Raw genomic sequence first — 22,800 nt, forward strand, 5'->3', positions numbered from 1 at the left:
TGCCAAGATGACAACCGCACTCCTCGACCGCCTCACCCACCACTGCCACATCCTTGAAACCGGGAACGACAGCTTCCGCTTCAAAGCCAGTTCGACGAAGCCGAAAACCAGAAAGGAGAAGTCCCTGACTTGACCCGCGGCGAATGAGGCCGCACAAACCATAAACCCGGGTCACTTCTCAATGAAAATCCCGGGTCAACTCTCAGTGCAAATCAACAACTTGAACAGCCTTTTCAGTGCCTGGAAGGCGTCGGATTCGATCATCTCCAATACCGTGCAATCAGTAGTTTTCTTCAATTTGTACAATTACTCTCAACAAAATGCAATTATAAGGTGTTAATTGTATGACTGGTCCTCGCGCGGTCCCATCGGGCATACCAGCTCAAGCTCGACAGTAGATTGAAAGGTTTTCATCTGGTTCCTGTCTTGCCATCTGATTTTCGGTCAATTTGAGGTTTTCGCGGAAGCCTCGGGTTAGGCAAATTCCCCGGTATTCCCCATAGTAAAGTCACAACAATCGCGATTTCGCGCCCATTTGACCTTGCCTTAACGTCCGCTCGCTATCCGCAAACATGGAGTGACGCCGGGCCGGCCCTGACGGGCCTTCGTTCCGCCGGAGGAGGAGAGCCGCAGCGTGTTTAGGCATGTCAACCAAAAAGGCCGGCAGCGGCGAGGCTGAGGTCGTGCGATCAGAGACTTTTGGGAACTCGGGCGGTTTCGACAAGCTGGGCCTCGGCGGCAGCTTCGTCTGGGACGGAGCGGCCTGGCGGAACGTGCCGTCGCTGCTCCGGTCTTTGGACGAGGATGGGCGTGGGAAGACGCGCGTGTTGGCTGGTGGCGCCTCGCCAACAGAGGTTGCAGAGTTAGGGCGGCAGCCCCCGGCGGATGAGCTGCAGCCGGCGGGCGCCAACTCTCTGCCGGAAGCTCTTGTCGAGGCCATGACGTCAGAGCTCTATGGCGCAACCGATCATGGGCCCGTCCGTCTTTCCTTGAGCTATAATCTTCCCGCTGCATACAGCATGTGGTTCTCAGTCAGCGGCTATGCCGTTCATTTCTTCTTTGATCTCGACGGTGATGCGAAGGCCGACAGGATTGTCCGCTTCAATACCCTTTCCATGACGACCGAAGAGGTGTTCAAGGGTTCGCTTGCCGGTACAAGGCTCGTTTCTGCCGATTTCGGCGCCAATGACGGGGCACTGGCGCGGGGCGAGGCGGTGGCCGTGGTGTTGGAATTCAATGCACCGGTGACGGTGGCGGGTGGGGTTCCGGCGCTTGCGCTGTCGAACGGGGCTGTGGCCACTTACGTATCGGGCGCGGGGAGCAACCGGCTGGTGTTTTCCTATGTGCCCGCGGTGGGCGAAGACACTGCCGATCTCGGGATTGCCGGGCCGCTTGCCAACGGCGCGCTGATCACCGGCTTGAATGGCTTGCCAATCGACCTCTCGGGGCTTGGGATCGACCCGTCAGGCATTCTAGCTGTCGATACCACGGCCGCAATGCCTTCCGTGGCGCTCGCCTCCGACAGCGGCACGGCCGGTGACCTCCTGACCAATGATGGCACGCTGGCCGTCGCCGGCGCCGAGCCCGGTGCGACCGTGCAGTACTCCGCCGATAACGGCATGACCTGGTCGTCGAGCTTCACGCCGGTCGAAGGCTCGAACACGGTCCTCGTCCGCCAGATTGATGTGGCTGGCAATGTCTCCACCGCAACGAGCTTCACCTTCACGCTGGACACCGCCGCCACAGCGCCTTCCGTGGCACTAACCACCGACAGCGGCAGTTCATCGACCGACCGGATCACCAGCAATGGCGCGCTCACCGTCTCCGGCACCGAGGCGGGGGCCGCCGTCCAGTACTCGACCGACGGCGGCGTCTCGTGGAGCGGCAGCTTCACGCCTGTCGAAGGGCCGAACGTGGTTCAGGTCCGGCAGATTGATGTTGCCGGCAACACTTCCGCCGCGACCTCCTTCGCTTTCACGCTGGACGCCATCGCGCCCAATGCGCCGGTCATCACCGGTTATTCTGACGACACCAGCCCCATGGGCGACGGCGCCACACTGGACACCGATCTTCTGATCAGCGGCACGGCGGACCCCTTCGCGCAGGTGACGCTGCAGATGTCCGGCTCAACCAACGCCACCTTTACGGTCACGGCGGGGGTGGACGGCGCGTGGTCGGTGCAGACCGGACCGGTCTATTACGGTCAGATGAACTTCATCGCTTCGGTGAGCGACATTGCCGGAAACGTCTCGGCTGCATCCAATCCGCTCGGCGTTTTTGTCCTAACCATGGACTTAACGTTTCTTTCCGCAGCCCAGGGCTTCGTCATCCAGGGCGATGCGGCGGGAGATTTTGCCGGCAATTCTGTTTCCCTGGCCGGAGACATCAATGGTGACGGCTTTGACGATCTGATTATCGGCGCGCGATATGGCGACGACGGTGGAACGAATGCCGGAGAAGCCTATGTGATTTTCGGATCAACCGCTGCCTTTGGCGCGGTCGATGCCACGGGCCGGCGGGTGCTCGACCTCACCTTTCTATCTCCTGCCGAGGGCTTCATCATCCAGGGCGATATGGCGGGTGATTACGCCGGTTTGACCGTCTCTGCGGCCGGCGATGTGAACGGCGACGGTTTCGACGACCTGATCGTCGGCGCTCAACTCGGCAGCGACGGTGGAACGAATGCCGGAGAGGCCTATGTAATCTTCGGAGCAGCCTCCGCCTTCGGCGCGGTCGACGCCACTGGCCGCCAGGTACTCGACCTCACCTTCCTCTCTCCTTCCCAGGGCCTCATCATCCAGGGTGATTCGGCGGGGGACTTCACGGGTCCGGCCCGAACGGCGGGTGACATCAACGGCGACGGCTTCGACGATCTGATCGTCGGCGCACGGTTGGGAGATGACGGCGGCGGGGATGCCGGTGAGGCTTATGTCATCTATGGCTCCGGATCGAGCTTTGGAACCGTGGACGCGACGGGCCGGCGGGTTATCGACCTCACCTTTCTCAGCTCTTCGCAGGGTTTCATCATCCAGGGGGATAGCGCTGGCGATCAGGCTGGCGCAAATGTTGCCCCGGCGGGCGACATCAACGGTGACGGTCTTGATGACATGATCGTCGGCGCCTATCGAGGCGATGATGGAGGCACTGATGCCGGCGAGGCCTATGTGATCTTCGGATCAGCCTCTGCTTACGGAGCGGTCGATGCTACGGGCCGCAGGGTGCTCGATCTCACCTTCCTCTCGCCCTCCCAGGGCTTCATCATCCAAGGCGATATGGCGGGCGATTTTGCCGGGATTTCGGTTTCAACAGCTGGTGACATCAATGGCGATGGCATCGCTGATATCATAGCCGGCGCCCGCCTGGGCGATGACGGCGGCAGCAATGCCGGAGAAGCCTATGTGATCTTCGGAACGGCATCCGGTTACGGCACGGTGGACGGAACGGGCCGCCGGGTCCTCGATCTCACTGCGCTGGCGCCTGCTCAGGGCTTTATCATCCAGGGTGATGCGGCGGGTGACGACGCGGGCGCCTCGGTCGCCGCTGCCGGCGACATCAACGGTGATGGCTTCGCTGATATCGTGGTCGGCGCCCGCTTGGGCGACGACGGCGGCGCGGATGCCGGCGAGGCCTATGTGATCTTCGGAACGGCGTCTGGTTTCGGCACAGTGGACGCAACGGGCCGCCGGGTGATCGATCTCAGTTTCCTCAGCCCTTCGCAGGGCTTCATCATCCAGGGGGATACAGCTGGCGACTATTTGAGCGTTACCATAGCGGCGCCCGGCGACATCAATGGCGATGGTTTCGATGACCTCATTGTCGGGGCCCGCGCGGGTGATGACGGCGGCGCGGATGCTGGCGAGGGCTATGTGATCTTCGGCGGAGCGTTTGGCGGCACGGTGGTCACCACCGGCACGGCGGCGGGGGAGATTCTGATCGGCGGTATTGGCCATGACACGCTGGTGGGAGGCGGCGGGGCGGATTCGCTCAGGGGTGGTGCTGGTAATGATATCCTCGCCGTCTCGGACCTCACCTTCCGCGGCGTCGATGGCGGCACCGGCTATGACACGCTGCGGCTCGATGGCGCGGGGATGTCGCTGAACCTCAATGCCGTCACATCGAATGCCATCGACTCGATCGAGCAGATCGACCTCACCGGCACCGGCAACAACACCCTCACCCTGAGCCGCCTCTCCGTCCTCGGCATCACCGAGGAACGCACCGGAGGTACCACGGTGCTGACGATGCGCGGCGATGCCGGCGATACCGTGAACTTCGCCGATGGTGGCTGGGCCTATCAGGGAACAACGGTCGCCGGCGGCGTCAGCTATGAACGCTATACCAACGGCAATGCCGAGGTGAGGATCGAGGCTGGGGCGGCGTCACCGCTCACCGTGTCGCTGGTCAGCGACAGCGGCGTGGACGGCGACCGGATCACCAACACTGGCGCGCTGTCCGTCTCGGGCATGTCGCCGGGCGCGACAGTGCAGTACTCCACCAATGGCGGGGCCAGCTGGTCAACTGGTTTCACGCCCGTTGAAGGACCAAACACTGTGCTGGTGCGCCAGGTTGATGAGTTCGGGGCGGTTTCGGCTCCCACCCGTTTCATCTTTACCCGAGACACCGCCGTACAGGCCCCCGTGATTACCGGCTTCTCGGACGACACCGGGGTAATCGGCGACGGCAAGACCGGGGATACCAACCTGCTGATTTCTGGCACGGCGGAGCCGTTTGCGACGGTGACGCTTTCCGGAGCAGCCACCACCCTCACCACCACGGCATCGGCCAATGGCAGCTGGTCGATCCAGACCGGCGAGCTGAGCGCCGGTAACCGGACCTTCACCGCCACCGCCACCGATCTTGCAGGCAACGTAAGCACCGCATCGACCCCTCTGGCAGTGAACATCGGCTATGACATTGACCTCACCACACTCAGCGCCACGCAGGGCTTCATCATTCAGGGCGATGCGGCGGCTGACCGGGCAGCTGTGTCGTTCAGCTCTGCCGGTGACGTCAATGGTGATGGCTTCGATGACCTCATCGTCGGGGCCCGCGCCGGCGATGACGGCGGCACTGATGCCGGCGAGGCCTATGTGGTGTTCGGCTCAGCCGCGGGTTTCGGCACGGCGGTGAGTGCAGGCGGATTTACCCGGCAGGTGATCGACCTCACCACCCTCACGCCTGCCCAGGGCTTCATCATTCAGGGGGATACGGCGGGGGACAATGCGGGCTGGTCGGTATCTTCGGCGGGCGACGTCAATGGCGACGGTTACGACGATCTGATTGTCGGGGCCCGTACGGGCGATGACGGCGGCACGAATGCCGGCGAGGCCTATGTGGTGTTCGGATCGGGCTCTGGCTCCGGCACGGTGGATGCCACCGGGCGCCGGGTGATCGACCTCACCTCGTTCACCCCGGCCCAGGGCTTCATTATCCAGGGCGACTCTTCCGGCGACTGGGCTGGCAATTCCGTCTGTTCGGCGGGCGATGTCAACGGCGATGGCTTCGACGACTTGATCGTCGGCGCCCCCAAGGGGTCCGATGGCGGCGGCGGCGCCGGCGAGGCCTATGTGGTGTTCGGATCGGGGTCCGGTTTCGGCACGGTGGATGCCACCGGGCGCCTGGTGATCGACCTCACCACGCTCACCCCGGCCCAGGGCTTTATCATCCAGGGCGATACGGCGGTTGATCATGCCGGCTGGTCTGTTACCTCGGCAGGCGATGTCAACGGCGACGGCTTCGATGACCTGGCCGTTGGCGCCCGTTATGGCGGAGATGGCGGCACGAATGCCGGTGAGGCCTATGTGGTGTTTGGAACCGCATCCGGGTTCGGCGCGGTGAACGGCACCGGACGGCGGGTCATCGATCTCACCAGCCTGACGGCGGCCCAGGGCTTCATCATCCAGGGCGATATGCCGGGGGACCAGGCGGGCTATTCGGTGTCTTCGGCGGGCGACGTCAACGGCGACGGCTACGACGATCTCATCGTTGGCGCTGTTTTTGGCGATGACGGTGGCATCAATGCCGGCGAGGCCTATGTGGTGTTCGGCTCCGCCTCCGGCTTTGGCACGGCGGTCTCCGCCGGGGGATACAGCCGGAAGGTCATTGACCTCACCAGCCTGACGGCGGCCCAGGGATTCATCATCCAGGGTGACATGGCGGGTGACCAGGCGGGCTGGTCGGTGGCTTCCGCGGGAGACATCAATGGTGATGGTTTCGACGAGCTGCTCGTCGGTGCGCCAACCGGCGATGATGGTGGCACAAATGCTGGCGAGGCCTATGTGCTGTTCGGAACGGGGTCTGGCTTTGGGACAGTGGACGGAACGGGCCGCCGGGTGATTGATCTCACCACGCTTCTGCTGTCTCAGGGCTTCATCATCCAGGGCGATGCGGCGAATGACCAGGCGGGCGGATCGGTTGCATCGGCCAGCGATGTCAATGGCGACGGCTTCGACGACCTGATCGTCGGCGCGCAGTATGGTGACGACGGCGGCGCTGATGCCGGCGAGGGCTATGTGATCTTCGGCAGAGCATTTGGCAGCACGGTGGTGACCACCGGCACGGTGGCGGCGGAGATTCTGATCGGTGGTACCGGGAATGACACGCTCACCGGCGGCGGCGGCGCCGATTCTCTGCGCGGCGGGGCGGGCAATGACATCATGGCCATTTCAGACACCGCCTTCCGCAGCATCGACGGCGGCGCCGGCTATGACACACTGCGGCTCGATGGCGCGGGCATCAACCTGCAGCTCGACAGCCGGGTGAACGGCGTCGAAATCTTCGACATCGCCGGCAGTGGTGCCAACCTTCTCGAGGTCGAAGCCCGTGACGTGCTGGCGGCGGACTACGATCAGCTGTTTTATTTCACGGCCATGTCCGCGCCCACCCGCATCGTCATCGAAGGCGGCGCCGATGATGATCTGATCCTGTTCGATCTCGACCCCGATGGCGCGGGGCCTTTGCCCGACAGCCACAGCTGGGCCATGGTGGCCAGCGATGTCAATCTCGATGGCAGCGCCAATGGCACATATGATGTCTGGACGCTCACGGCCGGTGGCACGGTGGCCGCCACGCTGGCGATCGATGCCGACATAGAGGTCAGTGTCGTTACGTGAGCAGCGCGGCGGGAACCCGATGCGTGGGCGCGAGACCCCGCCGCCAGGCGGCGGCGATCTCGTCAGCGCCGTCATAGCCTCCGTCAGCGGAGATCGAGGGCGATCTGGCTGAGTTCTTCGAGATGGCGGCGGACATGGGCTTCGAGAACCTGCTCGCAAAGATGGGCATCGATCCGCAGTTCGGCGGCAATCAGCGCCGCGGCGCGGGCCGGCCATTGCACCCAGGCGTCGCGCTCGCGCCTTGCCAGCGCAAACACGGTTGCCGCCGCGCGCGCCCGGTCGACGAGATCGCCTTTGAGCTTGCCGAGCCGGATGCGCGCTCCTGCGCCTTGATCACCTCATTGGCGGTGCGCGCCTGGACAAAGGTCATGCCGCCTGAAGCGGGGGCCGCCTCACCGTTCACGCGCAGGGTCACGCGCACCGCCTCGACCGCCGCCACCGGCACCGGACGAGGCGTGCCGCGCGGAGGCCTGGCGGGTGGGCGGGCCTGCGCGGGATCGGAGTGCCTGCCCCACGCCAGATCGGCCTTGCGGGGATCGATGGTGCCGTCGGCTTCGAGCGCGATGCGGCCCGAGGCGATCGCCTTGCGCACCGCCATATCGGAGGCCCCCGCGATGGCGCGCATAGGCCCGTCGCGACAATCCCATGAGAGCCGTTCCTGACCAAAAATAATGAGCGAATTCAGTGATTTAGCAGTTGCTCCCGGGGCCGTTTCGAGGCTGTCTGCGTCACCGTAAGCCACGGAGATTGCTCATGAATCAGAAGCGCATCCACCCCGCCGACGCCGCCCAGGCGGCGATCCTCCGGAACGCCGTCCGCTACGATATCGCCCTGTTCCTCGGAACCGGGCGCTACGCGCGGGCGAGTGCGGCGACGCTTGAGGAAGCCCGCATCGAGGCACAGCGCCTCGTTGCCAGCAACCCCAACCCCCACGGCCAGCGCCGCCCGCTGATCTACGGCGTTACCGCCGAAGGCAGATCGGCGCTGGTGACTTCGAACTGAACCCCAACCCAAGGAGAAAGACCATGACGAAGCAAGCCCAGACCTACGACAAGAAGTTCAACGCCGAGCGCGGCGCAAAGCGCGCCGGTTTGAAGCCCAGCGAATACGAGGTGTTCAAGACGCCGGAACGCCGGTTCGGCTGGCGGGCAATTGCGCCCTCTAGCGACCACCAAGCGCCGATCCAGATCAAGGAGCCGGAGCAGGCAACGTCGCCGACCAGCCCGAAGCTGGGCAAGCGCAAGGCGATCATCGAGCAGGCGCTATCGGGCACGCTTCCGGCAGCGCCGGATTTCTCCAGGCCGACCCATGGCCTGCTGCCGGTTCCGTGGACATGCACTTAAGCTAACCCCGCCTTCCTCTCGAACTCAATGGGGCTGATGTACCCGAGCGTGGAATGCCGGCGCTTGGGGTTGTAGAAGCACTCAATGTAATCGAACACATCGGCCTTGGCTTGTGCCCTTGTGCGATACGTCTTGCGCGCTGTTCGTTCCGTCTTGAGCGAGGAGAAGAAGCTTTCCATTGCAGCATTGTCCCAGACATTGCCCGATCTGCTTATGGAACAGGAGACGCCATTGTCCGCCAGCAACAGCCGGAACGGCTCGCTGGTATATTGGCTTCCCTGATCCGAGTGATGCAGCAGGGCCCTGGGCTTGCCCCGCCGCCAGATGGCCATGAGAAGTGCGTCAGTCACGAGCTGCGCCGTCATCGATGCGCTCATCGACCAGCCGACCACACGCCGCGAGTATAGATCGATAACCGCTGCCACATAGAGCCAGCCCTCGGCTGTCCAGATGCAGGTGAAGTCAGCAATCCACTTGCTGTTTGGCACCGGAGCATGGAACTGCCGGTCCAGTACGTTAGGCGCAATGGCGCTCGCCATCCGCTCGCCTGTGTCGGGCGGCAGGTAACGCCTCCGGGGCCTGGCCCGCATGGCGTTCTCCCGCATCAGGCGTTCGATGCGGTGAAGGCCTATGTTGAAGCCCTCAGCCAGAACATCGCGCCAGATGCGCCGTGCTCCGTAGGTCCGGTCACTGGCCGTGAAGCTCCGCCGCATGACAGCCAGCACCGCCTCATCTTCCAGAGTCCTTTTGCTTGGAGACCGGTTCAGCCAGGCGTGGAAGCCCGACCGCGACACATCCAGCGCTTTGCAAAGCCATGCCACCGGCCAGATCGAACGGTGCTTCGCGACAAAAGCGAACCTCACGTCACTTCCTTCGCGAAGTAGGCTGCGGCCTTTTTTAGGATGTCACGCTCCGCCTTCAGCTTCGCAACCTCCTTGCGCAGCCGGTCGATCTCCAGCTGCTCAGGCTTCATCTGCCCGAGGCCTGGAAACGCCTCCCGGGGATCAGAGCTGAACTCCTTCACCCACCGCCGCAACATGTTGTCATTGATATCGAGGTCACGGGCTGCCTGGGCATATGAAACGCCGCGCTCCCGGACCAGGTTTACTGCCTCAAGCTTGAACTCGCGGCTGAACTTCCGTCTCTCCATTGGACACCTCCAGTTCCATTAAACACCTTAACTCGGTGTCCACGGAACCGGCAGCAGGCCAATGCGTGGTCTATTGTTCACCCAATGCCGTCAGCCGCTCCTGTTCATGAGGATCTTCCAGGCTCTGGCCTATCCCTTCGGGCAGTGGCAGCAAATGGCTGCGGTCCAGCGACGCTTCGAAATCGGCCAGCACAGGATTGAGGGCGGCAAAAGAGCGGTTGCCAAGGATCAGATCGGCCAAGTCTTCTAGCGCTAGTTGCAGATGCAGGTTGGCCTTGGACGCCGTGCCTTCCACCACCATCACGCTGTTGTGCAAGATCACCCGGTATGTCGCATCAACCCCGACCAGCCCCACAGTGAACTCGGCCGTCTTGCCTTCTGCCTGCACGGGATCGACCATGTAGCGCAAGAACTCCAGACTGACCTTGGCCGGGGAGGCCACCAGATCGGCCTTGCTTGGGGTTCCCACCCCTGCCCGGACCAACGCCATCGTTACCGGCTTGCCGGCGACCGTTAGCGCACCCTCCATCTCCAACGCCTCGGTGATATAGAACCCGCGCGCATTGGCCGAATTGGTGTGCTGGCCCAAGGCCCGCGCCGCCACGGCACGGGTTTGCCGCGCCTCCGCATCCTGCGGGTCCAGCCGTAGCAGGGCCGAGGTCAGCTTCAGCGCCCATTGCCAGTTGCCGATGCCGCCAGCGGCCACCGCGTCGCTCGCCGCCTTACGGAGCTGATCGACGCCGCCTGCCAGCATCGCCATCCGTACCGACTCGTCATGCAGTGACAGTGGATTGATTTCATAGACATCATTACCGAACCAACCAACCGTGCCGTTGTAGATCTGCCGGACGTGGCTCTCGACCTGACCATAGGTTTCCCAGCCCTCCCGCAGTGCGGCGGGCATGTAAACCGCCTCGGCAGCCTCGCGCGCATCCATGCCTCGCGCGATCATCCGCAAGGTCTGGTCATGGATGATCTGAACCTGCGCCATGCTTCGCTGCACTGCCGCACGCACGTTCTCGGCGCCGATCAGCGGGGCCGAATGCAGGTCCAGTAACACCTCGGCATCCTTCTGCTCGATCCAGCGGTTGTCTTCCAGCCAGGGCAGCGGGTTGCGGAACGGCCCGCCGCGCAGGGTATAGATGTTGAAGATGAAGCCCTGCACCATAAAATTGGTGATCCAAGTCCGGCGGGCAGGAAAGTAGAAACCGACACTGTCGGACGTATCCGACCGGTTCGGTGCAACCTCCACCTCCTCGCCGGCGATGGTGAACGTTTCGATCTTGCCGTGCGTGAACAGCCGCGTCGGCGGCTGATAGCTTGATGCGCCCAACAGCTTGTCTAGAGTGAAACCCATCTTATTGGGGAATGCGTCCGGCCCTTCGGTGGGATGCAGCACCCCGAATTGCGCCATCGCCCGCGCCTGATAGAAGCCGGCCTTGATGCTGACCCCCGACGAGGCATTGCGGTTCGCATCCAGCCATTCATGCCCCCAGACCTCCGCCCCCTCATCCACCCAGGCTGCGGTGCCATCGGCATAGTGCCAATGCGTTAAGAGGATCGCCGCCACCTTGATCTTGCCACCAACCGCCTCCTCCAGCTTGGCGCGCATCTCTTTGGCCGCGCGGGTGGAATCACCGGTGTCCACAATGATCCAGCCCTCGGCTGCCTGCACGGCCATGCTGTGCCCCAAGCCCCAACCCGACAACAGCCAGACCCCCCGCGCCACCTCGACGGCTGATTTTTCCAGCGCACCCAGCTTGATGTTGGCATCTAACGCCGCCCTCGTGGTAACGGCCCCGTTTGGGCCTGTTACCGTGGTCTCTACGAGCGAAGGACTATGCCAGCCGTTCAGATCTGGCACTGCCACCTGCGCTACCCCAAGGTCCGGTACCGCCGCCTCGGCCAGCACCAATGCCGCCCCTGCTGCAGGCACGGCCCGGATAAGATCACGTCGTGATGACATCCTTTTCTCTCCAATTGTAGCTGCCCTGTCCCCCCGACATTTACGAGAAGACTGGCCTGACAGGATCGAGGTTTATGCGAATTGGCAATTCTTGCAGGAAAGAAGCTCGGCGAATGGCACCACTGGCCATTAAAGCCATGGTATCTGCCCGGTGCTCACCGGCAACGTCAATGTCGCTTTCATTTCGGCTTAGTTCTCCCTGGGTTTGTGCCAGATCAAGGATGGACGCTTGATCCAGTTTGGGTCATTTTCAACCAAGGCGCAACCAGCACAACGTCCTGCCAAGTCTGCTTTGCTCCCAATGGCGGAAACAAGAATGACAGCGTTGGCATCTCTCGTGACCTTAATTGAGAGGGGCTGATGATGCCGCACGGCCTGTGATTCAAGCTGCCAAACTGAAGCATCTTAAGCGCAATCGCAATCGCAAGGATCCAATCTATTTCAGCCCCTACCTGTTTCGCTCACGCAACCTCGTTGAACGGCTCTTTAACAAGGTAAAGCAGTGCAGACGGGTTGCAACACGATATGACAAGCTCACGGCAAACTACCTTGCCATCATCAATTTGGCACCAATTCGGATTCGGCGACGCGCTAATGAGTCCACGCCCTAGGCGAGCCCGCGCATCACCTTGACCTGGCGGTCCCGCAGTTTCACCCGCAGCGTATTGCGGTTGATGCCGAGAAGCTCGGCGGCGCGCAGCTGGTTTCCGCCGGTCGCCGCCAGCACCGAGCGCAGCAGTGGCGGCTCGATCTCGGCAAGGATGCGCTCGTAGAGTCCGGAAGGCGGCAAACCATTGGAAAACCCGGCGAAATACCGGGAAAGATAGTTCTCCGCAAATTCGGCCAGGCTGGCGCCCGCCCAGGAGCTGGGTTCCGCCGCCGGGCTCGCCGGTGTCGCCGCGAGCTCCCGCTCTATGGCGGTAACGGGTATCACATCGTCGATTTCAATGGCGACCAGACGGCGTAGCAGGTTCTCGAGCTCCCGGACGTTCCCGGACCAACGGTATCGCTGCAACCGCTCGATGGCCTCGCGCGACAATTCCTTGCGCGGAAGCCCTTCCTTCACGGCCCGGGCCAGGAAGTGCCGCACCAGGTCCGGAATATCTTCGGCTCGCTCCCGCAGCGGTGGCAGGCGCAGCGGCACCACGTTCAGGCGGTAGAACAGGTCTTCCCGGAAGCTGCCCTGGTTGATGAGCTGGCGCAGGTCACGGTGAGTGGCGGCGATGATGCGCACATTGGTCTTGATCGGCGCATTGCCGCCAACCGTTGTGTATTCGCCCTGCTGCAACACGCGGAGCAGCCTGGTCTGGGCCTCGAGCGGCATGTCGCCGATTTCGTCCAGAAACAGGGTGCCGCCCTCGGCCTGCTCGAAACGCCCGGCCAGCCGCGAGGTGGCGCCGGTGAAGGCCCCCTTCTCGTGGCCGAAGAGTTCGGATTCGATGAGCTCGCGGGGGATCGCCGCCATGTTGACGGCAACGAATGGTCCCTTGCGGCGGCGGCCGTAATCATGGAGTGCCCGCGCCACCAGCTCCTTTCCGGTTCCCGATTCGCCGACGATCATCACCGTAAGGTCGGTCTGGGTGAGCCTGGCGATGATCCGGTAGATTTCCTGCATCGCCGCCGAGCGCCCGACAATCGGCAGCTGCTCGGATGGCTGGCTGCTGCCGGTGAAGGCCGGCTTCAGTGACTGCTCAAGAGCCCGGCCCACCGTCTGAACGAGCGCGTTGAGATCGAAGGGCTTGGGCAGATAGTCATAGGCGCCGCGCTCGGCGGCGCTGATCGCCGTCATGATGGTATTCTTGGCGCTCATCACGATCACCGGCAACGCCGGCCGCAGTTTCTTGATGCGCGGGATCACGTCGAACGCGTTCTCATCGGGAAGCACCACGTCGGTGACGACCGCATCGCCCTGGCCTTCGCTGACCCAGCGCCATAGCGCCGCCGCGGTCGCCGTCGAGCGCACATTGTAACCGGCCCGGCTCAACGCCTGGCTCAACACGGTTCGGATTGCGCTGTCATCATCGGCGATCAGAACGGTCTTGCTGGTCATGAGGACTGTTCTCCATCAAAGTCGCGTGGCGCTTCCGTGCCTCGCAGCATCGGCAACAACACCCGGAACGTGGTCCCGCGTTCGCGGCTGATGCATTCGACGATGCCCCCGTGGTCGCGCACGATCTTGGCGACCAGTGCGAGACCAAGTCCCTTGCCGCCGGGCTTGGTGGTCACGAACGGATCGAAAATGTTGGGGCGCAACTCCTCGGGCACGCCGGGACCGGTATCATGGACGCAGACCTCGAGCGGCAGGGTGATGCGCTCCATGGTGCCAGGCACGGTCAGCCGGATGCCGGGCCGGAAGGCGGTGGTGAGCAGCACTTCGCCGGCCTCGCCACCGGCCTGAATTGCTTCGGCGGCATTCTTGGCCAGATTGAGAAACACCTGCACGAGCTGATCCTTGTTGCCCAGCACGGGCGGCAAGGACGGATCGTAGTCCTCGCGCACGCTGACCCCCTGCCCAATGCCGGCCGTCACCAGACGCTTCACCCGTTCGAGCACGGCATGAATGTTGACAGGCCGCTTGTCCAATGGGCGCTCGTCAGAGAACACTTCCATCTGGTCCACGAGATCGCGGATACGGTCGGTTTCCTCACAGATGAGCCGCGCCAGGGCGCGGTCATCATCGCCAAGGCTGGGCTCCAGCAATTGGGCAGCGCCCCGGATGCCGGCCAGCGGATTCTTGATTTCATGCGCCAGCATGCTGGCCATGCCGGAGACCGAGCGCGCCGCGCCGCGCGAAGTGAGCTGGCGGTCGATCTTCAATGCCATGGAGCGCTCGAGCAGCATGACGATCACATAGCGGGGCTCGTCCGCCATGACGGCGGCCTGGATGTCGACCAGGCGCTCGCCGCCAAGACGCGGCGTACCGACGGCGACCGAATATTCGTTGACGACACCGGATAGCGCACGCGCCTGAGCCACCGCCCCGAACACCGGGCTTGAGAACGGCACGACATCGCCCAGCCTGTGGCGCAGGAGAACGTTGCTGCTGGTCTGGAAGTAGTTTTCCGCGGCCGCATTGGCGAGGCAGATGCGCTCGCCATCATCGATGACGATCAGCGGGTTGGGCAGCGCATCGACGACGGCCCGCGCCAGCGGTGTTTCGCGGACGGCGGGCGTGCTGCTGGTGGCTGGAAGGTTCATGCCGCGGTCCTTTCCCGGACTTGCCCATAGAGCGTGCCAAGCCCCTCGCGGACGGCGTCATTGTCGTTTGTCTGTAGAAGGGATGACCGCCAGGCGGCTGCTTCCGCGGCTGTCAGCAGGTGACGTTCAGCCAGCCGGCCAATGACCCAGCCCAGATGCTTGCGGGCGATGCGGTTGCCGTGGTGCGCGCCATGCGCCGCAATGATCCGTTCATGGTGAAGGCGAATGATTTGCGCTTCCTCAGCCAGGCTGGGTTCGGCGCGGCCAGACCCCGGGTCGAGTCCCTCGGCGATGACCGCCGGCCACCATGGCCGGCCGTACGCGCCGCGCCCGATCATCACGCCATCCGCTCCCGAGGCCCGCAGCATCGCGCGGGCGTCGTCCACGCTTGCGCCATCGCCATTGGCGATCAGCGGAATCGAGATCGTCCCGCGCACCCGGGCGATCGCCGCCCAATCAGCCTTGCCGCCATAGAACTGGCAGCGGGTGCGGCCATGCACCGTAACCATCGCCACGCCCTGCGCTTCCGCCCGCTTCGCGAGATCGGGCGCATTGAGCGAGTCATGGTCCCAGCCAAGCCGCATCTTGAGGGTCACGGGCACGCGCGCGGCGCGCACCGTGGCGGCGATGAGCTGTTCGGCATGGTCGGGGTCGCGCATCAGCGCCGAGCCGGAGAGGCCACCGGTCACCTCGCGGGCCGGACAGCCCATGTTGATGTCGATGATCTGCGCCCCCATGGCCTCGGCCACCCGGGCTCCTTCCGCCATCCATTGGGGTTCCCGGCCCGCAAGTTGGATGACGAAGGGCGACAGTGATTGCGCTCCCAGCGCGCGGCGCATCATATCTGGCCGGGCGTTTACCAGCTCTTCGCTGGCCACCATTTCACTGACCACCAGGCCCGCCCCCTGCTCATGGGCCGTCAGCCGAAAGGGTTCATCGGTGACGCCCGACATCGGCGCGAGGAAAACCCGGTTGCGGGTTTCAATCGATCCGATACGTATGCCCATAAAATAATCACTTTCGAGAGATGATTAATATGCAGGCAGCATACACCGCTGCCCAAGACCGTCAAGAGCCTTTGTTGCGAGCCCACAGCAGCCTTGCTACATGGGAACAATGACAGTCGCGGCGGTGATCGTCGCCGGCGGTTCCGGCCTCCGCGCCGGGGGCGAGCGGCCGAAACAATATCAGCTCATCGGTGGCAAGCCCGTGATCTGGTGGACGTGCCGGGCCTTTCTCGGCCACCCCGCCGTGGGCCATGTGCAGGCGGTCATCGGCACCGGCCATGAGGAAATGTTCGCGGCAGCGACAGAGGGACTTGAGATGGCTCCACCGGTGATCGGCGGCGCCACCCGCCAGGACTCCTGCCGGATCGGCATCGAGGCGGTGGCGCGGCACAAACCCGCCAAGGTGCTGATCCATGACGCCGCCCGCCCCTTCGCCGCGCCAGACCTGATTGGTGACGTGGTCGGCTGGCTCGACCGGTTCCCTGCCGTGGTGCCGGGCCTGCCAGTGGCGGAAACGCTCAAATTCGCACCGGGCGGCATTGTTACCCGCACTGTCGACCGCGCCGCCATCTGGTCAGCCCAGACGCCGCAGGGTTTCCACTACGACAGCATCGTTTCCGCTTACCGCAAAGCCGAGGCGGAGAAGACCCAGAACCTCACCGACGACGCCTCGGTTGCCGAACAGGCCGGAATTGCCGTAGCAATGATCCCGGGCAGGCTGGAAAACCGCAAGCTCACCACCGCCGAGGACATCCGCATCGCCGACCAGAACATGACCGCCAGCCAGTACCAGTCCCTGCCCGATGTCCGGGTGGGCCAGGGCATCGATATTCATCCGTTTTGGGAGGGTACGGCTGTAACCCTTTGCGGCATCGTCATTCCCCATTCTCACAGCCTGAAGGGCCATTCCGACGCCGACGCCGCCATGCACGCGCTGACGGACGCCATTCTCGGCGCCATCGGCGAGGGTGACATCGGCGTTCACTTTCCGCCGTCCGACCCGCAGTGGAAAGGCGTTGCCTCCCGTGTCTTTCTTGCCAGGGCGATCGCGCTCCTGGAAGACAGGGGTGGGCGCCTCGCCAACGCCGACATCACCATTCTGGCGGAAGCCCCGAAGATCGCCCCGCATGTGCCGGCGATGAAGGACTATCTGTCCCCCCTGCTCCGGCTGGGCCATGACCGGATCGCCATCAAGGCGACGACCACGGAGAGGCTCGGCGCCATCGGCCGCCGGGAAGGGATCATGGCCTTCGCCACCGTCACCGTGCGGCTGCCGTGATGTTTCCGGAAGCGCTGACGCGCCAGGCTGCGGCGCTCATCGACCGCTGCCGCGCCAACCGCCTGACGCTGGCCACCGCCGAAAGCTGCACCGGCGGGCTGATCGCCGGTGTGATCACCGCCATACCTGGCTCCTCCGACGTGCTCGACAGCGGGTTCGTTACCTATTCCAACGCCGCCAAGACGCGCATGATCGGGGTGCCGGCGTCCCTCATCGCGCGCCATGGCGCGGTGAGCCCCGAGGTGGCGGCGGCTATGGCGGAAGGAGCCTTGGCTCAGTCCCCGGCGGATATCGCCATGGCGGTGACCGGCATCGCCGGGCCAGGCGGCGGCAGTCTCGCCAAGCCGGTCGGCCTCGTCTATTGCGCCGCACTTCGCAAAGGGATCGCGCCCATGGCTCAAACCCTGCGGCTTGGCGACATCGGCCGCGACTCCGTGCGCCTGCGCACCGTCGCTGAAGCCCTTGCGATGGCCTATGAGCTGGCGGGACGCGACGGCCCGTAGAGGCTCCGCGCCCGCTCCTCGAAGGCGTTCATGATCTTGCGCACCGCCATGTCGAACATGCCGGAGAACAGAAGCTGCAGGGTACGGCTTCGCAGCTGATAATCAACGCTGAAATTGATCTCCGCGCGATCCGGACCGGCGGCGACGATGCGCCATTCCGAGACCAGATGCCTGACCGGCCCCTGGTTCGACTCGGCGCGCACGCTGAGCGCCGCCGGATCGACCGTCACCCGGCTGGTCATGGTCTCCTCGATCCGCAGCTTCGCATGGGAGAGAGTCAGGTCGCCGTCGAAACTTTCGCGGCCATCCTCGAGGCTGCGCGCATTGCGCACCACGGAGCGCGTCACCAGCGGCACGAATTCCTTATACCGCGCCACATCCCGGGCTATGGCGAAGACCTGTTCCGCCGAATAGGGAACGCTGCGCGCAACGCTGAACTTGGGCAAACCGTCAGCTCTTTCCGGCGCGGGCCGCCCTGAGCCGCGCGAAATCCTCGCCCGCGTGATGCGAGGACCGGGTCAGCGGGGTGGCCGCCACCATCAGGAAGCCCTTGGCATAGGCGATGGTCTCGTAGCCCTTGAATTCCTCCGGCGTCACGAACCGGTCGATGGCCGCGTGCTTGCGGGTCGGCTGCAGATATTGGCCGATGGTGATGAAGTCGATGTCCGCCGAGCGCATGTCGTCCATCACCTGCATCACCTGCTCGCGCGTCTCGCCCAGGCCCACCATGATGCCCGACTTGGTGAACATGGCGGGGTCCAGCTCCTTCACCCGCTGCAAGAGCCGGAGCGAGTGGAAATAGCGCGCGCCCGGCCTGATCCTGAGATAGAGCGACGGCACGGTTTCGAGATTGTGGTTGAACACATCGGGCTTCGCCGCAACGACGGCTTCGAGCGCCCCGTCCTTCTTGAGGAAGTCAGGTGTGAGCACTTCAATCGTGGTTCCGGGCGATGCGGCGCGGATCGCCTTGATGGTGCGCGCGAAATGATGGGCGCCACCGTCGGCGAGATCGTCGCGGTCCACCGAGGTGATGACCGCGTGTTCCAGCCCCATGCGCGCCACCGCGTCCGCCACTTTTTCGGGCTCATCGCGTGTCAGCGCCTCGGGCATGCCGGTTTTCACATTGCAGAAGGCGCAGGCCCTTGTGCAGGTGTCGCCCATGATCATGAAGGTCGCGTGCTTCTTGGACCAGCACTCGCCAATGTTGGGGCAGCCCGCCTCCTCGCAGACGGTGACCAGCTTGTTGGCCCGCACGATCTTTTGGGTTTCGGCATAGACCGGCGAGCCCGGCGCCTTCACCCTGATCCATTCGGGTTTCTTGAGAATGGGCGTGTCCGGCTTATGCGCCTTCTCGGGGTGGCGCGGCTTGGCCTTGCTGTCGACGATGGTGACCATGTGGCGCTAACGATTCCTGAAGACCCGGACCACATAGAGCAGCACGATGGCGCCCAGCGCGGCGACGATGAGATTGCCCCAGAACCAGCCCTGGAAGATTTCGCCAAGTTGAATCCCGAGCAAATTGGCGAGGAAGGCGCCGAGATAAGAACCGATGATGCCGACCACGATGTTCATCAAGAGTCCGTGATCTTCCTTCATCACCCGCTCGGCGATCCAGCCGGCCACGCCGCCGATGAACAACGTGCCGATCCAGCCCACGCCGCCGCCCAGGTCCATCAGGGAATGAGGTTCCATCTGTCCGCCTCCTTGCGGTTCGAGAGACTAACGATCCAAAGAGCCAAGATCAATCCGCCGCGTTACATATGGATCACGCGGCCATAGGCGTCGAGCACGCTTTCGTGCATCATTTCCGACAGGGTCGGATGCGGGAACACCGTGTGCATGAGTTCCTCCTCGGTGGTCTCGAGGCCCATGGCGATGACGAAGCCCTGGATCAGTTCGGTCACCTCGGCTCCCACCATGTGGGCGCCCAGCAGCCGGCCGGTCCTGGCGTCGAAGATGGTCTTGATCAGGCCCTGGTCCTCGCCCAGCGCAATGGCCTTGCCATTGGCCAGGAAGGGGAAACGCCCGACTTTGAGCTCATAGCCCGCCGCTTTGGCCTTGGCCTCGGTGAGCCCGACGCTCGCCACCTGCGGGTGGCAATAGGTGCAGCCGGGGATCTGTTCCTTCTTCATCGGGTGGGCGTCGAGGCCCTTGATCTTCTCGACACAGATCACACCCTCATGCTCCGCCTTGTGGGCGAGCATCGGCGGGCCCGCCACGTCACCGATGGCATAAATGCCCGGCACATTGGTGCGGCCATAGCCGTCGGCCACGATGCAGCCCTTCTCGGTCCTGACCCCCAGCGCCTCGAGCCCGAGGTTCTCGATGTTGCCCTGCACGCCCACCGCCGAGATCACCCGGTCAACGGTCAAGGTTTCGCTCTTGCCGCCGGTCTCGATGGTGGCGGTGACGCTGTCGGTGGCCTTCTCCAGCTTCGTGACCTTGGCGCCGAGCCTGATCTTGAGGCCCTGCTTCTCCATCAGCTTCTGGGCCAGCTTCGAGATTTCGGTGTCCTCGACCGGCATGATCTGGTCCATGATCTCGACAACCGTCACGTCAACACCCATGGCGTTGTAGAACGAGGCGAACTCGATGCCGATCGCCCCGGACCCCACGACCAGCAGCGACTTCGGCATGGCCTTCGGCACCATGGCCTCGAAATAAGTCCACACCAGCTTGCCATCCGGTTCCAGCCCCGGCAGCATGCGCGGCCGCGCGCCGGTGGCGATGATGATGTGCTTGGCCGTATAGGCGCCGGGGCCGAGCTTGTCCTTCGGCTCCGGGGCCTGCGGCTGCACGGCGGGTTTCGAGGGGGCTGACACCGTCACCTCGCCCGGCCTGGTGAGTTTCGCCTCGCCCCAGATGACGCTGATCTTGTTCTTCTTCATCAGCATGGCGACGCCGCCGTTGAGACGGCCTGAAACACCACGCGAGCGCTGCACAACTGCAGCGGCATCGAAGCCCACATTATCGGCTGACAGGCCGTAATTCTTTGCATGCTTCATGTAGTGATAGATTTCGGCCGAGCGCAGCAGCGCCTTGGTGGGGATGCAGCCCCAGTTCAGGCAGATGCCGCCCAGATGCTCGCGCTCGACGACCGCTGTCTTGAAGCCCAGCTGCGCGGCGCGGATCGCCGCCACATAGCCGCCCGGCCCCCCGCCGATGATGATGATATCGAAGTTGTTGTCAGCCATTCGTCAGGTCCTTAACTGCATCCATTTTTCGGTGCCGTCACCCCGGCGAAAGCCGGGGTCCCGCTTCGGGGAGCAAAAGCGGGATTCCGGCTTTCGCCGGAATGACGGCTTTAGATTGCGAGTATCCCCTTCACCACCGGCACCAGCGCCTTGCCGATGGCCTGTGTGTTCGCCGCATCGAGATGCCCGCCGTCGGTCGGATCGGCCTTGGCCACTGTTCCCGCGTCGAAGAACTGCACGCCCATGTCCTTCGCCACGCGGCAATAGTGCTGGGCGAAGAGTTTCGATTCACCGATGGCATGGCCCCACAAATCGTTGAACCATTCATCTTTGGTCGGCACCAGAGCGGGCGGCGACATGATGAGGATCTGCGGCGTCTTGTAGGCCGGGAGGAAAGAGAACTTCTGTACGATCTCGATGAGCCGCACCATGCCCATGGCGGCATCAAAGGCCCGGCAGCGGTTGGCGAATTTGATATCGTTGGTGCCCAACATGATGATGACGAGATCGAGCGGCTGGTGGGTGGCGAGCAGCACCGGCAGGGCCTTCGAGCCATTGCGGTCATCAAAACAGGTCGGATCGTCGAACACCGTGGTGCGGCCGTTATGGCCCTCCTCGATGACCCGCGCCTTGCCGCCAAGCCCGGCAGCCAGCGCATTGGGCCAGCGCACATCGTAAGGATGCCGCTCCCAGCTTCCGGCGATGAAGCCCCAGGTGAGCGAGTCGCCAAAGGCGAGGATGTTCTTCATGGGTCCGCCCTCCTCACACCAGCATCAGGCCGGGTTCTTCGAGATAGGCCTTGATGGCGCCGATGAACTCAGCGCCCAGCGCGCCGTCGATGCAGCGGTGGTCGGTTGACAGCGTGATGGTCATCTGCTGCTCGATCTTGATGTCATTGCCGCGCACCACCGGGCGGCGCTCAGCCGAGCCGATAGCCAGGATCGAGGCATGCGGCGGGTTCACGATGGCCGCGAAGTTCTTCACGTTCATCATACCCATGTTGGAAACCGCCGCCGAGCCGCCGGTATATTCCTCGGGCTTCAATTTGCGGTTCCGGGCGCGCGCCGCATAGTCCTTCATCTCGCCGGAAATCTGCGCGAGGCCCTTGGTATCTGCCTTGCGCACCACGGGCGTGATCAGCCCGCCGGGGATCGACACCGCGACACCGATGTCGGCGTGCTTGTGGCGCACCATGGCGCTCTCTGTCCAGGAGACATTGGCGTCCGGCACGCGCATCAGCGCCATGGCCATGGCCTTGATGATGAAGTCATTGACCGAAATCTTCCAGGTATGTTTGCCGTCCTGGTCTTTCGGCGCCTGCAGGTTCAGCCGCTCGCGCAGATCGAGCAGGTGATCAATGGTGACATCAACCGAGACATAGAAATGCGGGATCGTCTGCTTGGACTCGGTGAGACGGCGCGCAATCGTCTTGCGCAGCGAGTCATGCGGAACGAGGTCATAGGAGCCTTCCGCGAACAGCTTCAGCACCTGTTCGTCCGAGGGTGGCGCGATTGCCGCGGGTGCAGTGGGTTTCGCCGCGGGCGCCGCCGCCTGGGGGCGGGCGGTCTCCACGTCCTTCAGCACGATGCGGCCATGCGGGCCGGAGCCCAGCAGTGCCGCGATGTCGAGGCCTTTCTGCCTTGCAACCCGGCGGGCCAGCGGAGACGCGAAGACGCGTCCGCCTTCCGCTTTCACGGCAGGCGCCGGTGATGGAGCGGCAGCGGCCGGGGCGGCGCCCGCCGCCGGAGCAGGCTTTGGCGCGGAGGCTGCCGGTGCATCGCCGGGCTTTTCGCCATCGCCCAGGATCACCGCGATTGGCGTGTTCACGGCGACGTCGTCGGTTCCGGCGGCGATGAGCAGCTTGCCGATGGTGCCCTCGTCCACGGCCTCCACTTCCATGGTGGCCTTGTCGGTCTCGATTTCCGCCAGTATGTCGCCGGACTTGACCTTGTCGCCCTCCTTCTTGAGCCACTTGGCAAGCTTGCCCTTCTCCATGGTGGGCGAGAGGGCGGGCATGAGCACATTCACTGGCATTGTCGGACTTCCCC

At 63.8% G+C, this 22,800-nt stretch carries 19 protein-coding genes and 1 pseudogene; 7 read left to right on the forward strand and 13 right to left on the reverse strand.

Going from position 1 to position 22,800, the window contains the following annotated elements; genetic code table 11:
• On the forward strand, nucleotides 1-133 hold a 133-nt coding region (locus tag ACKOED_RS04365), incomplete at its 5' end, for an ATP-binding protein (RefSeq protein ID WP_408915419.1).
• A 511-nt stretch (nucleotides 134-644) separates the two neighbouring features.
• Nucleotides 645-7,112, forward strand: a complete 6,468-nt coding sequence (locus ACKOED_RS04370; protein ID WP_408915357.1) for a beta strand repeat-containing protein — start codon at nucleotides 645-647, stop codon at nucleotides 7,110-7,112.
• An 83-nt stretch (nucleotides 7,113-7,195) separates the two neighbouring features.
• On the opposite strand, the gene ACKOED_RS04375 is transcribed toward ACKOED_RS04370, so the two are convergent.
• Both ACKOED_RS04375 and ACKOED_RS04380 read right to left on the reverse strand, forming a co-directional pair.
• On the reverse strand, nucleotides 7,196-7,333 hold the full coding sequence (locus ACKOED_RS04375) for a hypothetical protein (protein ID WP_408915358.1): 138 nt from the start codon (nucleotides 7,331-7,333) through the stop codon (nucleotides 7,196-7,198).
• Nucleotides 7,303-7,737 carry a hypothetical protein gene (locus tag ACKOED_RS04380; protein WP_408915359.1) on the reverse strand — a complete coding sequence of 145 codons (435 nt, stop codon included), beginning with the start codon at nucleotides 7,735-7,737 and terminating at the stop codon, nucleotides 7,303-7,305. The genes ACKOED_RS04375 and ACKOED_RS04380 overlap by 31 nt, the downstream gene beginning before the upstream one ends.
• 128 nt (nucleotides 7,738-7,865) lie before the next feature.
• Between ACKOED_RS04380 and ACKOED_RS04385 the strand changes: the two genes are divergently transcribed.
• Both ACKOED_RS04385 and ACKOED_RS04390 read left to right on the forward strand, forming a co-directional pair.
• Nucleotides 7,866-8,114 carry a hypothetical protein gene (locus ACKOED_RS04385; protein ID WP_408915360.1) on the forward strand — a complete coding sequence of 83 codons (249 nt, stop codon included), beginning with the start codon at nucleotides 7,866-7,868 and terminating at the stop codon, nucleotides 8,112-8,114.
• A gap of 23 nt (nucleotides 8,115-8,137) precedes the next feature.
• Nucleotides 8,138-8,455 (forward strand): hypothetical protein, encoded by a 318-nt coding sequence (locus ACKOED_RS04390; RefSeq protein ID WP_408915361.1) that lies wholly within the window; start codon nucleotides 8,138-8,140, stop codon nucleotides 8,453-8,455.
• Here the strand turns inward: ACKOED_RS04390 and ACKOED_RS04395 are convergent.
• Both ACKOED_RS04395 and ACKOED_RS04400 read right to left on the reverse strand, forming a co-directional pair.
• A protein-coding gene (locus ACKOED_RS04395; RefSeq protein ID WP_408915362.1) for an IS3 family transposase occupies nucleotides 8,452-9,605 on the reverse strand; the annotation gives its coding sequence in 2 pieces (ribosomal slippage) (nucleotides 8,452-9,356 and nucleotides 9,356-9,605; 1,155 coding nt in all). The two genes, ACKOED_RS04390 and ACKOED_RS04395, sit on opposite strands and share 4 nt — an antisense overlap.
• Before the next feature lie 70 nt (nucleotides 9,606-9,675).
• On the reverse strand, nucleotides 9,676-11,571 hold the full coding sequence (locus tag ACKOED_RS04400) for an alkyl sulfatase dimerization domain-containing protein (protein ID WP_408915363.1): 1,896 nt from the start codon (nucleotides 11,569-11,571) through the stop codon (nucleotides 9,676-9,678).
• A gap of 419 nt (nucleotides 11,572-11,990) precedes the next feature.
• On the opposite strand from ACKOED_RS04400, the pseudogene ACKOED_RS04405 reads away from it, so the two are divergent.
• Nucleotides 11,991-12,182: pseudogene (locus ACKOED_RS04405) on the forward strand (IS5/IS1182 family transposase); the annotation flags it as partial.
• On the opposite strand, the gene ntrC reads toward ACKOED_RS04405, so the two are convergent.
• Genes ntrC through dusB form a run of 3 tightly spaced genes read right to left on the reverse strand, consistent with a single transcriptional unit; the run spans nucleotide 12,179 to nucleotide 15,776 of the window.
• Entirely contained in the window at nucleotides 12,179-13,621 is a 1,443-nt protein-coding gene (gene ntrC / locus ACKOED_RS04410; protein ID WP_408915364.1) for a nitrogen regulation protein NR(I), read from the reverse strand. The pseudogene ACKOED_RS04405 and the gene ntrC overlap by 4 nt on opposite strands.
• Nucleotides 13,618-14,769 carry a two-component system sensor histidine kinase NtrB gene (locus tag ACKOED_RS04415; protein ID WP_408915365.1) on the reverse strand — a complete coding sequence of 384 codons (1,152 nt, stop codon included), beginning with the start codon at nucleotides 14,767-14,769 and terminating at the stop codon, nucleotides 13,618-13,620. Before ACKOED_RS04415 ends, ntrC begins: the two co-directional genes overlap by 4 nt.
• The gene (gene dusB, locus ACKOED_RS04420; protein ID WP_408915366.1) at nucleotides 14,766-15,776 is read right to left on the reverse strand and encodes a tRNA dihydrouridine synthase DusB; all 1,011 of its coding nucleotides are present in this window, start codon (nucleotides 15,774-15,776) and stop codon (nucleotides 14,766-14,768) included. The genes ACKOED_RS04415 and dusB overlap by 4 nt, the downstream gene beginning before the upstream one ends.
• A gap of 100 nt (nucleotides 15,777-15,876) precedes the next feature.
• Between dusB and ACKOED_RS04425 the strand changes: the two genes are divergently transcribed.
• The gene (locus ACKOED_RS04425; RefSeq protein ID WP_408915367.1) at nucleotides 15,877-17,055 is read left to right on the forward strand and encodes a bifunctional 2-C-methyl-D-erythritol 4-phosphate cytidylyltransferase/2-C-methyl-D-erythritol 2,4-cyclodiphosphate synthase; all 1,179 of its coding nucleotides are present in this window, start codon (nucleotides 15,877-15,879) and stop codon (nucleotides 17,053-17,055) included.
• Nucleotides 17,055-17,558 carry a CinA family protein gene (locus ACKOED_RS04430; protein WP_408915420.1) on the forward strand — a complete coding sequence of 168 codons (504 nt, stop codon included), beginning with the start codon at nucleotides 17,055-17,057 and terminating at the stop codon, nucleotides 17,556-17,558. The genes ACKOED_RS04425 and ACKOED_RS04430 overlap by 1 nt, the downstream gene beginning before the upstream one ends.
• On the opposite strand, the gene ACKOED_RS04435 is transcribed toward ACKOED_RS04430, so the two are convergent.
• From ACKOED_RS04435 to ACKOED_RS04460, 6 genes are all read right to left on the reverse strand, one after another.
• Nucleotides 17,528-18,004, reverse strand: coding sequence for a type II toxin-antitoxin system RatA family toxin (locus ACKOED_RS04435; RefSeq protein ID WP_408915368.1), 477 nt, complete (start codon nucleotides 18,002-18,004; stop codon nucleotides 17,528-17,530). The two genes, ACKOED_RS04430 and ACKOED_RS04435, sit on opposite strands and share 31 nt — an antisense overlap.
• Before the next feature lie 4 nt (nucleotides 18,005-18,008).
• The gene (gene lipA / locus ACKOED_RS04440) at nucleotides 18,009-18,953 is read right to left on the reverse strand and encodes a lipoyl synthase (protein ID WP_408915369.1); all 945 of its coding nucleotides are present in this window, start codon (nucleotides 18,951-18,953) and stop codon (nucleotides 18,009-18,011) included.
• Nucleotides 18,954-18,959: 6 nt separating this feature from the next.
• Complete coding sequence (locus ACKOED_RS04445) at nucleotides 18,960-19,250, reverse strand: GlsB/YeaQ/YmgE family stress response membrane protein (protein ID WP_408915370.1); 291 nt, start codon at nucleotides 19,248-19,250, stop codon at nucleotides 18,960-18,962.
• A gap of 62 nt (nucleotides 19,251-19,312) precedes the next feature.
• On the reverse strand, nucleotides 19,313-20,752 hold the full coding sequence (gene lpdA / locus ACKOED_RS04450; protein WP_408915371.1) for a dihydrolipoyl dehydrogenase: 1,440 nt from the start codon (nucleotides 20,750-20,752) through the stop codon (nucleotides 19,313-19,315).
• 110 nt (nucleotides 20,753-20,862) lie between these two features.
• Complete coding sequence (locus ACKOED_RS04455; protein WP_408915372.1) at nucleotides 20,863-21,501, reverse strand: SGNH/GDSL hydrolase family protein; 639 nt, start codon at nucleotides 21,499-21,501, stop codon at nucleotides 20,863-20,865.
• A 13-nt stretch (nucleotides 21,502-21,514) separates the two neighbouring features.
• On the reverse strand, nucleotides 21,515-22,786 hold the full coding sequence (locus tag ACKOED_RS04460; protein ID WP_408915373.1) for a pyruvate dehydrogenase complex dihydrolipoamide acetyltransferase: 1,272 nt from the start codon (nucleotides 22,784-22,786) through the stop codon (nucleotides 21,515-21,517).
• Nucleotides 22,787-22,800 lie beyond the last annotated feature (14 nt).

It is taken from the genome of Aestuariivirga sp. (assembly GCF_046093005.1).
In the GTDB taxonomy this organism is placed as follows: domain Bacteria; phylum Pseudomonadota; class Alphaproteobacteria; order Rhizobiales; family Aestuariivirgaceae; genus Aestuariivirga.